The organism is Brevundimonas alba, from assembly GCF_011927945.1.
GTDB classification, from domain to species: domain Bacteria; phylum Pseudomonadota; class Alphaproteobacteria; order Caulobacterales; family Caulobacteraceae; genus Brevundimonas; species Brevundimonas alba.
Genome location: NZ_JAATJM010000001.1, coordinates 990,660 through 1,003,773, shown reverse-complemented (window position 1 = coordinate 1,003,773; position 13,114 = coordinate 990,660). Strand labels below are relative to the sequence as shown.

14 protein-coding genes are annotated in these 13,114 nt (G+C 69.0%); 7 read left to right on the top strand and 7 right to left on the bottom strand.

Annotated features, from left to right (window positions below; translation table 11 throughout):
- Positions 1 to 29: 29 nt before the first annotated feature.
- From mnmE to hemE, 6 genes are all read right to left on the bottom strand, one after another.
- On the bottom strand, positions 30 to 1,355 hold the full coding sequence (mnmE, locus tag GGQ87_RS05005) for a tRNA uridine-5-carboxymethylaminomethyl(34) synthesis GTPase MnmE (protein ID WP_168045586.1): 1,326 nt from the start codon (positions 1,353 to 1,355) through the stop codon (positions 30 to 32).
- Between the two features lie 124 nt (positions 1,356 to 1,479).
- On the bottom strand, positions 1,480 to 1,707 hold the full coding sequence (locus GGQ87_RS05000) for a DUF6489 family protein (RefSeq protein ID WP_168045585.1): 228 nt from the start codon (positions 1,705 to 1,707) through the stop codon (positions 1,480 to 1,482).
- A gap of 50 nt (positions 1,708 to 1,757) precedes the next feature.
- Positions 1,758 to 3,173, bottom strand: a complete 1,416-nt coding sequence (gene rho, locus GGQ87_RS04995) for a transcription termination factor Rho (RefSeq protein WP_168045584.1) — start codon at positions 3,171 to 3,173, stop codon at positions 1,758 to 1,760.
- 493 nt (positions 3,174 to 3,666) lie between these two features.
- Positions 3,667 to 4,146, bottom strand: a complete 480-nt coding sequence (locus GGQ87_RS04990) for a CopD family protein (protein ID WP_168045583.1) — start codon at positions 4,144 to 4,146, stop codon at positions 3,667 to 3,669.
- Positions 4,143 to 5,201: a ferrochelatase gene (gene hemH / locus GGQ87_RS04985; RefSeq protein WP_168045582.1), complete on the bottom strand. Its 1,059-nt coding sequence runs from the start codon at positions 5,199 to 5,201 to the stop codon at positions 4,143 to 4,145. The genes GGQ87_RS04990 and hemH overlap by 4 nt, the downstream gene beginning before the upstream one ends.
- The gene (gene hemE, locus GGQ87_RS04980; RefSeq protein WP_168045581.1) at positions 5,198 to 6,241 is read right to left on the bottom strand and encodes a uroporphyrinogen decarboxylase; all 1,044 of its coding nucleotides are present in this window, start codon (positions 6,239 to 6,241) and stop codon (positions 5,198 to 5,200) included. The genes hemH and hemE overlap by 4 nt, the downstream gene beginning before the upstream one ends.
- 515 nt (positions 6,242 to 6,756) lie before the next feature.
- Between hemE and GGQ87_RS04975 the strand changes: the two genes are divergently transcribed.
- From GGQ87_RS04975 to dnaQ, 5 genes are read left to right on the top strand one after another with little or no spacing between them, the layout of a single operon-like run.
- Positions 6,757 to 7,626: a pyruvate, water dikinase regulatory protein gene (locus tag GGQ87_RS04975; RefSeq protein ID WP_168045580.1), complete on the top strand. Its 870-nt coding sequence runs from the start codon at positions 6,757 to 6,759 to the stop codon at positions 7,624 to 7,626.
- Positions 7,623 to 8,219 (top strand): Maf family protein, encoded by a 597-nt coding sequence (locus GGQ87_RS04970; protein ID WP_342448305.1) that lies wholly within the window; start codon positions 7,623 to 7,625, stop codon positions 8,217 to 8,219. Before GGQ87_RS04975 ends, GGQ87_RS04970 begins: the two co-directional genes overlap by 4 nt.
- The gene (locus GGQ87_RS04965) at positions 8,216 to 9,013 is read left to right on the top strand and encodes a shikimate dehydrogenase family protein (RefSeq protein ID WP_168045579.1); all 798 of its coding nucleotides are present in this window, start codon (positions 8,216 to 8,218) and stop codon (positions 9,011 to 9,013) included. Before GGQ87_RS04970 ends, GGQ87_RS04965 begins: the two co-directional genes overlap by 4 nt.
- On the top strand, positions 9,010 to 9,651 hold the full coding sequence (gene coaE / locus GGQ87_RS04960; RefSeq protein WP_168045578.1) for a dephospho-CoA kinase: 642 nt from the start codon (positions 9,010 to 9,012) through the stop codon (positions 9,649 to 9,651). The genes GGQ87_RS04965 and coaE overlap by 4 nt, the downstream gene beginning before the upstream one ends.
- Before the next feature lie 5 nt (positions 9,652 to 9,656).
- Positions 9,657 to 10,385 (top strand): DNA polymerase III subunit epsilon, encoded by a 729-nt coding sequence (gene dnaQ / locus GGQ87_RS04955; protein ID WP_168045577.1) that lies wholly within the window; start codon positions 9,657 to 9,659, stop codon positions 10,383 to 10,385.
- Between the two features lie 4 nt (positions 10,386 to 10,389).
- Here dnaQ and secB read toward each other — a convergent pair whose 3' ends face one another.
- Positions 10,390 to 10,896 (bottom strand): protein-export chaperone SecB, encoded by a 507-nt coding sequence (gene secB, locus GGQ87_RS04950; protein ID WP_168045576.1) that lies wholly within the window; start codon positions 10,894 to 10,896, stop codon positions 10,390 to 10,392.
- A 235-nt stretch (positions 10,897 to 11,131) separates the two neighbouring features.
- On the opposite strand from secB, the gene timA reads away from it, so the two are divergent.
- Positions 11,132 to 11,770 carry a TIM44-related membrane protein TimA gene (gene timA / locus GGQ87_RS04945; RefSeq protein WP_168045575.1) on the top strand — a complete coding sequence of 213 codons (639 nt, stop codon included), beginning with the start codon at positions 11,132 to 11,134 and terminating at the stop codon, positions 11,768 to 11,770.
- A complete protein-coding gene (locus tag GGQ87_RS04940) occupies positions 11,767 to 12,891 on the top strand; it encodes an MltA domain-containing protein (protein ID WP_168045574.1) in 1,125 nt (374 codons plus the stop codon). Before timA ends, GGQ87_RS04940 begins: the two co-directional genes overlap by 4 nt.
- Positions 12,892 to 13,114 lie beyond the last annotated feature (223 nt).

Sequence of the window (13,114 nt, the reverse complement as noted above, 5' to 3'; positions counted from 1 at the left end):
GGCGCCGTAGGGCTGTTTCACGTGAAACGCTACTTGCCGATGCAGAAGGTCGAGAAGACTTCGCCCAAGACGTCCTCTACCCCGATGGCGCCCGTGACCCGCGCCAGGCTCTCGGCGGCGCGGCGCAGATCGTCGCCCGCCATCTCGGGAGCAAGATCGAGCGCTCGCCGGCCGGCCTCGACGGAAGAGAGGGCGTCCGCCAGTCTGCGCCTATGTCTCTCCCGTGTGACGGCGGGGAAGTCGCTCCCCGACAGGTCGCGCGCCAGTCGCGCCGACAGCCAGCTGTGGAGAGCTGACAGACCCTCCCCCGTCATGGTGCTGATCACCAGCGACTCGCGATCCGGCGTCGCATCGGGCCGACTGACGTCGGCCTTCGTGAGCACCAGAAGATCGTCGGGGCCGGCGTAGGCTGCGGCCGGTCCTTCCGGATCGCCGGGCGCGCGGACCCATATTCGCAGGTCCGCCTGCTCCGCCCGCGCCCGGGCCCGGCGCACGCCCTCGGCCTCGATGGGATCCTCGCTTTCCCGGAGGCCCGCGGTATCGGACAGGGTCACCGCATAGCCGCCGATGATGAGGTCGGCGTCGAGCACATCGCGGGTCGTGCCGGCGATCGGCGTTACAATGGCCGCCTCGCGCGCGACCAGCGCATTGAACAGCGACGACTTGCCGGCGTTGGTCTCGCCAATGAGGACGATGCGGTAACCCTCGCGCACTCGCTCGCCACGACGGGCATCGGCGAGCGCCGCCTTGAGATCCGCGATCAGGCCGTCGAGGACGGGGCCGCCGGTGCTGGCGAGATTGTCAGGCACCTCCTCGTCCGGGAAGTCGATTTCGGCCTCGACCAGCGCGAGCGCCTTGAGCAGGTCCCGGCGGAATCCGGAATAGGTCTCGGACAGAGCCCCGTCCAGCTGCCCCAGCGCCTGCGCGGCCTGGGCCGTGGTCTCGGCGTCGATCAGGTCCGCCACGGCCTCGGCCTGGGCCAGATCCATCCGCCCGTTCTCGAAGGCGCGGCGGGTGAATTCGCCGGACTCCGCGGGACGCAGGCCGAGAGCGACCAGCGCTTCGCCGACGGCCTCGACCACGGCCCGGCCGCCATGCAGATGCAGCTCCGCGCAGTCCTCGCCGGTGTAGGAGTTCGGCGCAGGGAAGCGGAGGACGAGGGCCTGATCGAGCACGCGGCCGTCGAAGGTTAGATCGCGGAGGGACGCCATGCGCGGCTTCAGCCCCCCGGCGCCGAGCGCGGTCAAAGCGGCGTCCGTCCCGGGTCCCGACAGCCGGATGATGGCGATGGCCCCCCGCCCCGGAGGCGTGGCCAGCGCGAAGATGGTGTCGGCGGTCACCTGTCTCCTCCCCATGAAATGGGGAGGGGGACCGCGAAGCGGTGGAGGGGCGAAACGGCATCCGACAGCGTTGGGGATTCACCCCTCCACCATCCTTCGGATGGTCCCCCTCCCCCGCAGGGGGAGGAGACGGCGAAGTTCACGGCTTGACCGCCGCTTCCATCAGCTTGCGGAACTGATCCTGCGCCTGAAGGCCGAAGCTGGTCCAGGTCTTCATCAGCTCTTCGGGCTGCATGGCGGTGATGTTCTCGTCCATCCGCCGCTTCATCTCCGATACGAGATGATCGTTCAGTGGCTCGACATCCGGCAGACCCATGAAGGCGCGCGCCTCGGCGGGTGTGCAGTCGACCTCGACAGTGACCTTCATCCTGACGCTCCTGTTTCACGTGAAACAGCGACCCTACCGCGCCGCCGTCCTCAGGTGTTCATCGACTGGAAGAAGTCCGCATTGTTCTTGGACTGGCGCAGCTTGTCGATCAGGAACTCGATCGCATCCTGCGGACCCATCGGGTTCAGGATGCGGCGCAGGACGTAGGTCTTGGCCAGCTGATCCTTCGGCGTCGTCAGCTCTTCCTTGCGGGTGCCGGACTTGAGCACGTCGATGGCCGGGAAGATCCGCTTGTCGGCGACCTTGCGGTCCAGGACGATTTCCGAGTTACCGGTGCCCTTGAACTCTTCGAAGATGACCTCGTCCATCCGCGAGCCGGTGTCGATCAGGGCGGTGGCGATGATGGTCAGCGAACCGCCCTGCTCCACGTTCCGCGCGGCGCCGAAGAAGCGCTTCGGCCGCTGCAAGGCGTTGGCGTCGACACCGCCGGTCAGGACCTTGCCCGAGGACGGGACAGTGGCGTTGTAGGCGCGGCCCAGACGGGTGATCGAGTCCAGCAGGATGACGACATCCTTCTTGTGCTCGACCAGCCGCTTGGCCTTTTCGATCACCATTTCGGCGACGGCGACGTGGCGGGTCGCCGGCTCGTCGAAGGTCGAGGCGATCACCTCCCCCTTCACCGTGCGCTGCATGTCGGTGACCTCTTCCGGACGCTCGTCGATCAGCAGGACGATGAGGAAGACCTCCGGATGGTTCTTCTCGATCGACTTGGCGATGTTCTGCAGCATCACCGTCTTGCCGACCCGCGGGGGGGCGACGATCAGGCAGCGCTGGCCCTTGCCGAGCGGGGCGACGATGTCGATCACCCGGCCGGAGCGGTCCTTCAGCGTCGGATCCTGGATCTCCATGTGCAGCCGCTCTTCGGGATAGAGCGGGGTCAGGTTGTCGAACAGGACCTTGGTCTTGACCGTTTCCGGGTCTTCCAGATTGATCGTGTCGACCTTGAGAAGGGCGAAATAGCGCTCGCCCTCGCGCGGGCCGCGCACGGCGCCGTGGATGGTGTCGCCCGAGCGCAGGCCGAAGCGGCGGATCTGCGACGGCGAGACGTAGACATCGTCCGGACCCGGAAGATAGTTGGCGTCCGGGCTGCGCAGGAAGCCGAAGCCGTCCGGCAGGATTTCCAGCACGCCGTCGGCGATGATCTCCACTTCCTCGTCGGCCAGGGCCTTGAGGATGGCGAACAGCAGATCCTGCTTGCGAAGGTTGGAGGCGTTCTCGATCTCCAACCCCTCGGCGAAGGCGACCAGATCGGCCGGCGTCTTCTCGTTCAGCTCCGCCAGGGTGATGCGGCCGTTCGGAACGATCGGCTCGCCGTCGTCCTCGTCTTCGTCGGCCTCCTGATCGACCATGGGCAGGTCGGCGGCCGCGACCTCATTGGTCGGCAGGTCGCCGTCGAGCGTCTCGGTCTCGGGTGTGGTGGGATCGGTGTCGCGGACGTCGGTCATGGTGTTCTTCTTCAGGCGTGCACGCAGGAGCGCCCGCGAAACGGCGGGGTCGAAGCGGCTGGCGATGTTGGCCCGGAGGCCGGCAGGGAGGGCGGCGTGGGTCCCGCAGGGTCGATCCGGCAGGCGTCGCTGTAAGAGAGGGACCGTCCGGCGAGGCCAGGATCGGTTCGCGACCAGCGAAACCACGCCGGGACGATCAGGTCAAGCGTGAGCGGTTCGCAAGCGGGGGCGAAAGGAATTTATTCCTCGCCCGGTCTTGTCTGCTTTCGGCGCGTCCCCATGTCGAAACGAGGTGTCCCACAGCGACGTCAGGTCTTTGAAAATCAGGAGCAGGCGCGGGCGTCCAGCGGCGCCTTCAGTGGCCGAATTTCACATAATCTGGCACGGTTTGCATCGCAGACCACGCCGAATCCAAGCCACGGTGTTGTTTCTTATCAGGGATTCCGTTTGGCACGGTTGGCGCCCCGAATTCCGAAACAGTGCCAAAAGCCGGTCAGCCGAAGGTCCACTCGGTCGTCACCGACAGCACCGCGACGATGGCGATCAGGAACGGAATCTCGTTGGTCATGCGCCAGAAGCGGCTGGTGCGGATCGAGGTCCCGGCCTGAATTTTCCTGAGCTCGCCGCTCAGGAAGCCATGCCAGCCGCTGAGCGCCACCACCGCCAGCAGCTTGGTCGCCATCCACGGCCGGGCGAGGAAAGCCCAGCCCTCGCCATAGCCATAGACATGGATCAGGATCATCCAGACGCCGAACACCCAGGCCGCCGTCATCGCCGGATTGATGATGATCTTGAGCAGACGGCCCTGCCAGACCCGCAACAGGGACTGCATCTCCGACTTCAGCGGCTCGGCCTTGCCTTGCTGTTCCGCGTCGTAGGCGAACAGCCGGGGCAGGAACAGCATCCCGGCCATCCATGCGATCACCGCGAGGATATGCAGGCCACGGACGATGTTGAAGGCGTCGAAACTCATCGCGCCCGGCTCTCCGCCTGACAGGGACAGGCCTTCCAGTCCCCCTTGCAACCCGGACCATAGGGGGCGACGCCGGTTCGCGACAGGCCATGCAGGGCGGCCTCGGCCAGCGCGTCGATGAAGGCGGGCGTCGTCCCGACCGCCGGAACGCGCAGATAGGGCGCGACGCCGAGCGTATGGGCCAGCTCGCCGTATTCGATGTCCAGCTCGACCAGGGTCTCGACGTGCTCGGAGACGAAGGCGATCGGCACGATCACGACGCCGACGCCGTCCTTCGCCGCCTGCTCCAGCGCCTCGGGCGTGGAAGGGCCGAGCCATTTGAGCGGCCCGACGCGGCTCTGGTAGCAGATCGCATGGTCGACCGGCCGGCCCATCTCCGTGAGACGGCCCACCACCGCGGCGACGGTGCTCTCGACCTGCTCCTGATAGGGGTCGCCCTTGCGACGGACGAGGTTCTCCGGAATGCCGTGAGCCGAGAACAGCACCCGCACCGGGCGGCTCCCGGCCTTGTCGAGTTGGGTCCGCACCCCGTCGGCCTGGGCGTCGACCCAGCCATAGGCCTCGGGCCAGCAGCAGACGGTGCGGCTCTCACCGGAGCCCGCATAGACGGCGTTCCAGCGCTTCAGCGACGACTCCGTCGTGGTGGTGGAGAACTGCGGATACAGGGGCAGCAGCACGATCTCGTCCGGCCCGAAGGCCGCCACCTCGGCCGCCGTCTGCTCCGTCAGGGGCGACCAGTAGCGCATGGCGACAAAGGTCCGGACCTCGTCCTCCGGCAGGCGCGGCGCCAAGGCCGCCTCGAGCGCCGCCGCCTGCTTCCGCGTCTCAGGCAGCAGGGGCGAGCCGCCGCCCATCAGGGCGTAGTTGGCCTGGGCCATCTTTTCCCGACGGCTGGAGATGCGCCGGGCCAGCGGCCGGCGGATCAGGCCGGGCAGCCCGATGATCGCCGGATCGTTGAACAGGTTGAACAGGAAGGGCTTCACCGAGGCCTGATCATCCGGGCCGCCCAGATTGAACAGCACCACGGCGATGCGGCGGCCGGCGAGCGTCCTCATTGGGCGCCGATCCGTTTCAGCACCTGCTCGACATGGGCGATCGGCACGTCCGGCAGGATCCCGTGGCCCAGATTGAAGATCCACGGCCCCTGCCCCCAGGCGTCGAGCAGTTGGTCCACCCTGCGGTCCAGCATCAGTCCGCCGGCGCGCAGCAGCAGAGGATCGAGCGCCCCCTGGATCGGCTTGATCGCCTGCACCCGCCGCCCGACCTCGAGCGGACAGGCGGTATCCAGCGCCACAGCCTGCACGTCGCACTCAGAGGCGTAGCGCTCAGCCAGGGCTGCGGACCCGCGCGGGAAGCCGATCAGGGGCACAGTCACCCCCAACTCCCTGACCCGCTTCACCAGCGCCTGATGCGGCTTCAGGACCAGACTTTCGAACAGGTCCTCGGGCAGACCCTCGGCCCAACTCTCGAAGATCTTCAGCACCTGCGCCCCGGCGTCGGCCTGCATCTTCAGATAATGCGCCGTGGCCTCGACGAGGACGTCGAGAAGGGCCGCGACCTTCTCCGGCTCGGAATAGGCATAGGTCCGGGCCTGCGCCCGTTCCCCCTTGCCGATCGACCGCGCCTCGCCGTCCAGCATATAGGTCGCCACGGTCCACGGCGCCCCGGCAAAGCCGATCAGGGCCCGGTGCGGCTCCAGCTGTCCCCGCACGATCGACAGGGTCTGACCGACCTGTTTCAGGGCCTCGCCCGCGTCCGCCGTCTGATCGCGCATCGCCTCCACCGGCGGCAGGGTTCCCAGCCGCGGCCCCTCGCCCGCCTCGAACCAGACGTCCTGCCCCAGTGCTCGCGGGATAAGCAGGATGTCGGCGAAGACGATGGCGGCGTCGAAGCCGAACCGCCGCATCGGCTGCAGCGTGGCCTCGGCGGCCTTTTCCGGATCGAGGCAGAAGGAGATGAAGTCGGGGGTCGTCGCCCGCAGAGCCCTGTACTCGGGCAGATACCGCCCCGCCTGGCGCATGAACCACACCGGTGGACGCGGCGTCGCCTCGCCGGCGAGAACCTTGAGCAACAGGGGGGTGTTGGAGACGGTCATCTGATGTCGGGCTTACCGGGGGGCCGGGTCCCGCTCAAGCCCGGGCCGGTGTCGCACCCCCTAATCCTTCAATGAAAGATATTCTTGAAGAATGGAGGAAGAAGGCAGGGCCGGGGATGACGGGGATAAGCAGGCTCGATCCGGCCCCGCCGGGCGGGTTTTCCGCAAGGCGGCGGGCGGTCTTCCACGGGCGTCCACCGGGCTGGTGAAACCGGGGACAAATCCTAACGAGGCCTTAACGGGCGGGCTTCAGGGCGTTGGCGGGGGCGGACGCGGATGGGCGCCGTTAAGGAGTTGTTAAGGCTGTCCACACCCGGGCTCGGCGCGGGAAGACGCCGCTGGATGACTCGCCCATTGACCCCCGCCCTCGTCCACTTTCATCCCCGCTCGCGGCGGCTGGCGCGCCCGGCTATAGAGATCGACGCACCGGCCGCGACGATCGGCGCCCGGCCCCGTCCACAGGAGTCTCGCCGCCATGGACAGCTTCCTATGAGTCCATCCCCGGAGCCGACTTCATGAGCGCGGTCCGACCCGCCGGCGTCTCCCGACTGGCGACCTATTTCCACGTCCATCTGGTTTCGGACTCCACGGGCGAGACGCTGAACGCCATGGCCAAGGCGGTGGTGGCCCGGTTCGACGGGGTCATACCGATCGAGCACATCTACGCCCTCGTCCGCTCCGGCAAGCAGATGGACCGGGTGCTGGAGGAGATCGCGGCCTCGCCGGGCGTGGTGCTGCACACCCTGGTGGACCGGGAACTGCGTGATCAGCTCGAGGAGGGCTGCCGGCGGCTGGATATGCCGCAGATCGCGGCGCTCGATCCTCTGGTGGGCGCGCTGTCGCGCTATCTCGGCGCCGCCCTCTCGACCCGGGTAGGGGCCCAGCACGCGCTGGACACCGACTATTTCAACCGCATCGCCGCGCTCGACTTCGCCATGGCGCACGACGACGGCCAGGGCACGACCGAGCAGCTGGAGGGCGCTGATGTGGTGCTGTGCGGGGTCAGCCGCACCTCCAAGACGCCGACCTGCATCTATCTCGCCCACCGCGGCATCCGCGCCGCCAATGTGCCGCTGGTGCCGGGACAGGAGGACGGCGAGCGACTGACAGCGCTCAAGAACCCCCTGATCATCGGCCTGACCGTCTCGCCGGACCGGCTCGTGCAGATCCGCCGCAACCGGCTGGACGGGCTGAACGCCGGGCGGGCCTCGACCTATACCGACCACGAGGCGGTGCGCGAGGAGACGGTCAAGGCGCGCCGGGCCTTCGAACGCCGCGGCTGGCCGGTCATCGATGTGACCCGCCGTTCGGTCGAGGAGACGGCGGCGGCGATCATCAATGTGCTGAACGAGCGGCGCACACACCGCGTGGGGACCAGCTGGTGAGCGGAGAACGGCTGATCCTCGCCTCGAAGAGCGCGGCGCGGCGGGCGATGCTCGAAGGCGCCGGCGTGCCGTTCTCGGTGCAGGTCGCCGACGTCGACGAGGATTCGGTCAAGGCGGTCCATGACCCCGCGGATGCAGTCGGGCTCGCGGTCGAGCTGGCGCGGGTAAAGGCGCTGGCGGTCTCGCGCCACGATCCCGATGCCTGGGTGTTGGGCGCCGACCAGACCCTCGCCTTTGACGGAGGCCTCGTCTCAAAGGCGACGTCACTGGCCGTAGCCAGAGATCGGCTCGCGTCAATGCGGGGCCGGGAACATCAGCTGCACTCCGGCGCTGCGCTGGCGCGGAACGGACAGGTGGTCTGGTCCGGGGTGGACAGCGTGACCCTGCGGGTGCGGGATTTCTCCGACGCCTTCCTCGACGCCTATGTGGCGGCGGAGGGCGAGGCGCTTCTGTCCTGCGTCGGCTCCTATCGGCTTGAGGGCATGGGGTCCCAGCTGTTCGAGGCCGTGGACGGCGACTATTTCACCGTCCTGGGCATGCCGCTCTGGCCCGTCCTCGCTGAACTGCGTCGGGCCGGAGTGCTGGCGACATGACGACGCTTTCGGGCGTCGCCGGGCAGCCGATCGCGCATTCGCTGAGCCCGCTGATCCACAGGGCGTGGATCAAGACCGCGGGCCTGAACGCCGACTACCGCGCCTTCGGTCCCGCGGACGAGGCGGCGTTTGAGGCGCTGGTCGCCGAGGGCCGATCTGGCGCCTTGCGCGGACTGAATGTCACCGCACCGTTCAAGGCGGCGGCCCTGGCGGTGGCGGACGAGGTCAGCGAAACCGCGCGGCTGTGCGGCTCGGCCAATCTGCTGATCTTCGAAGGGGGGCGGGTTCGGGCCGACAGCACGGACGGCGAAGGTCTGATGGCGGCGCTGGCGGAGCAGGCGTCGGAACTCGCGGTCGCCGGCCGCCCGGTTGTGATCCTCGGCGCCGGCGGCGCGGCGCGGGCGGCGGCGGCGGCGCTCAAGGGCGCAGGCGCTGACGTCGCGGTTCTGAACCGGACGGTGGAGCGGGCGGAGGTGCTGGCGGGGGATCTGGGTATCCGGGTCGCGGCGCCCGAGGCCGTCGGCGAGGCGGCTCTGGTGGTCAATGCGCTGAGTGCGCCGCCGGAGATCGATGGTGTCAGCCTGCGCTCCGACGCGGTGCTGATGGACATGACGTACCGGCCGTTGCTGACGCCGTTTCTGGCGGCGGGGCGAGCGCGGGGACTGACCGTCGTTGACGGGCTGGCCATGCTGATCGGTCAGGCGCGGCCCTCGTTCAGGGCCTTCTTCGACATAGAGCCGCCGGCGGTCGAGGTGCGGGCTCTGGCTCTCGCCGAACTGGGAGAGGCGTCATGATCGTGCTCGGCCTGACCGGGTCCATCGGCATGGGCAAGACGACCACGACCGCGATGTTCGCCGACGAGGGCGCGCTGATCTGGAACGCGGATGAAGCGGTGCATCGCCTCTATGCCCGGGGCGGTGCAGCGGTGGAGGCGGTGGCTGAGGCCTTCCCCGGCGTGGTCGTCGACGGCGCCGTGGACCGGACGCGGCTGGCGGCGGCGCTGGGGCAGGACGCCCAAGCCTTCCGCCAGCTGGAGGCCATCGTGCATCCGCTGGTGCTGAAGGGCCGGCTGGAGGATCTGGAGGCGGCGGAGCGGCGCGGGGTGCGGCTGGCTGTGCTGGACATCCCGCTGCTGTTCGAAACCGGGGGCGACGAGGCGGTGGATGCGGTGGTGGTGGTGACCGCCTCGCCGGAGGTGCAGGCGCAGCGGGTGCTGGCGCGACCGGGCATGACCCGCGAGCGGTTCGACGCCATTCTGGCGCGGCAGCTGCCGGATGCGGACAAGCGGCGCCGGGCGGACTTCATTGTCGATACGGGCGGCGGGCTCGAGGCGGCGCGGGCGCAGGTGCGGGAAATCGTGGGGACGGTTCTGGCGCCGGACTGGACATCTCCACGGCGCGGGCTTTCGCCGGACGCCAAACCGATTCAATAAGGGCCATGGCCCGCGAAATCGTTCTCGACACCGAAACCACCGGCTTTGACCCGAAGACGGGCGACCGGCTGATCGAGGTCGGCTGTATCGAGATCGAGGATTTGCTGCCGACCGGCCGGACTTATCATACCCTGGTGTATCCCGAGCGGCTGATCCCGCCGGACGCCATCCGGGTGCACGGGATAACCGACGAGAAGGTGAAGGACGCGCCAAAGTTCAAGGATGTCGTCAGGGGCCTGATGGAGTTCATAGGCGATGCGCCGGTGATCGCGCACAACGCCGCCTTCGACCGCTCCTTCATCGATTATGAGTGCGGCCTGTGCGGGCACGAGCTGATCGAGGAGACGCGCTGGATCGACACGCTGAAACTGGCGCAGAGCCGGTTTCCGGGCATGGCCAATTCGTTGGACGCCCTGTGCAAGCGGTTCAAGATCAGCCTGGTCGAGCGGAGCCTGCACGGCGCCCTGATCGACGCCCGGCTGCTGGCCGAGGTCTATCTGGAACTGAAGGGGGGCAAGGAGCGGCGGCTGGATCTGTCGGCCGCCCGGACCGTGGCGGCGAATGTCGCGACGGCGTCCGCGGGCGGATACGGCCCGCGCCCGAGGCCGCTGGCGCCGCGCTCGACCGAGGCCGAGCGGGCGGCGCATCTGGCCTTCCTGAGGGCCAATCTGAAGGACCGCTCGCTGTGGACGGCCTACGGGCTGGACGTCGACACGGCCACCGAAGCGGCCTGACCGATCAGACCTGGGCGGGTTCCGCCGGACCGCGGGCGATCTGCTGCTGGCGCGCCATATAGATGCCGGCGAAGTCGATCGGGTCGAGCATGAAGGGCGGATAGAAGCCGCCGTCCGAGGTGGCGCCGGCGATGATCTCCCGGGCGAACGGGAACAGGTAGCGCGGGCACTCGATCAGCAGCAGCGGCTCGATGTCCTGTTCGGCGACGCCTGACAGGGCGAACAGGCCGCCGTAGAGCAGTTCGACATTGAACACGGTCATGGCGTCGGTCGAGGCCTTGACCGTCAGGCGAAGCTCGACTTCGAACAGGCCGTCCTTGCGGCCCTGGGCGTTCATCTCGACGCCGAGGTCGATCGCGGGCTTGCCCTCGATGCGCAGCGAGTCCGGGGCCTTCGGGTTTTCGAAGGACAGGTCGCGAACGTACTGGGCCAGGATGCGGAAGCCGGGGCCGGCGGGCTCGCCTTGCACAGGCGTGGTGGCGGCGTCGGCGGGCGGGGCTGCGTCGGTCATGGCGGAAGGTCTGCTGGAATGGCGTGAGGGGCGCGGCTGGCCGGGCCCGGAAGGCGCGGCGACTAGCATGCGGCGCCCGTTGCGGCAACGACGCTCGCCCGGCGGGCACCCAGCGGCGGGGCCCGTGGCGATCCGCCGCCGGGGCGAGGGGGAGGCCGTTCGCCTTGCGCGGCCCCATATCAGTCCCTAATCGTCGTTTCACCGCGCCCCGCGTTCACGGGGCGCCAGTCAGGGAATGCCCGTGCCACCGGTCCAGGTCCAGATCGTCATCTTCGCCGTGATCGCGGCCATCGTGCTGTTCCAGCTCTATAATGTGCTGGGCAAGAAGGTCGGGCGGCAGCCCGAGGACGACGCCCGGGCCCAGCCGCCGGCGCCGACCGCCCCGACGGAGACGAGCGGGTCGCGGGCCAGCGTCATCGACGCCGCCACCCTTGCCTCCATCGCCGGGCTCAAGGCCCGGGATCCGAATTTCGACCCGGTTCGCTTCCTCGAGGGCGCGCGCCAGGCGCATGAGACCATCGTCCGGGCCTATGCCGCCGGCGACCGTGAGACGCTCAAGCCCCTGCTGACCCCGGTGGTGATGGATTCGTTCGAGGGCGGCATCGCCGCGCGGGAGACCCGCGGCGAAACCGAGACGGTCGAGTTCCTGCATCCCGCCCGGGCCGATCTGGAACTGGCCACGGCCGAAGAGAACCGCGCCATCGCCAAGGTTCGTTTCCTCGCCGAACTGCGCAACCGGGTGAAGTCCGCCGATCCGGCGGCCGAGGAGCAAGTCGAGGAGCGCCGCGTGGCCGAGGTCTGGACCTTCGAACGCACCCTCGGCGCCAGCGATCCGAACTGGCTGCTGGCCCGCACCGAGCCCGCTGCGGCGTGAGGCGGACGCTGCGAGCCGCGGCGCTCGCGCTGACGGGCGCCCTGACCGTCCTTCTGGCCGGGTGTGGCGGGGCGGGCGCCCCGATCCTGCCCCTGCCCGCCGTGCCGCCGGCGCCGAACCAGCCGGTTCCGTACGAGCCTGCCGCGCCGACCGGTTTCAGTCCCGTGACCCTGCCCGGCTGGGCCGACGAGGATCATCTGGCCGCCTTCAACGCATGGACGGATAGCTGCCGCGTGGCCCGCGAGCCGAGGGCGCGGGCGCAGTGCGACCGGGCCATGCAGATCCGCCGCACCTCGAAGCCGGTGACGCCGTCGATGGCCCGGGCCTTCTTCGAGAGCGGCTTCTCGGTGGTCGCGGCAGAGACGCCCGATGGCGGGCCCGGTCTCCTGACCGCCTATTTCGCTCCGGAATATTCAGCCCGGCGGCGGCCCGGCGGCGAGTTCGACATGCCGGTGCTGGCGCCTCCCGCCGGCTGGACGCGCGGCCAGACCCTGCCGCCGCGGGCGCAGATCGAGGCCGACCCGCAAGCCGCGTCGGGCGCTGCCCCGCTGGCGTGGATGCGGGCCGAGGATCTGTTCTTTATGCAGATCCAAGGGTCCGGCTATCTGACCTTCGAGGACGGGTCGAAGGCGCGAGCCGCCTACGCCGCGGACAACGGCCAGAAATTCGCAGGCATCGCCCGGCCGATGGCGGATCAGGGCCTGCTGCCGGCGAACGGCACCTCGGGCGAGGCGATCCGGGCCTGGCTTGCGGCGCACCGGGGGCCGGAGGCGCGTGCGGTGATGGCGCTCAATCCGCGCTACATCTTCTTCAGCCTCGATCCCGACGACGGCGGCGATCCGAACGGCGCGGCGGGCGTCCCCCTGCCCGCGCGGCGCGCCATCGCCGTCGATCCGGCGCACTGGCGTTATGGCGATCTGGTCTGGATCAGCGCCGACGGCGGCCATCTCGCGGGTGCGCGCGGCGGATACCGGGGACTGGTGGTGGCGCTGGACACCGGCTCGGCCATTCGCGGACCGGTCCGGGCCGATCTGTACATGGGTCGGGGCGAGGCCGCCGGCGAGGAAGCCGGCGCGGTGAGGCATCCGCTGCGGATGTGGCTGCTGGTCCCGCGCGCCTGATTTAATTGTCAAAGACCGGAGTGGACATCGGGCATGGCTGACCGCCGCTTCGGGTGAAGCGGTTGGGGAGGGTGCGGGGTCGCCGGGTCTCGCCCGGTGATGAGTTTTTAGTACCGTTTCGACGAGACAGACGCCCCGCGCAGTCGTTTTCCACACGCCCTCCGACTGGCGGCCCTGCATTCGGGCCTTTGACGGATCACACGGCGACAGCCTCACGACTGCC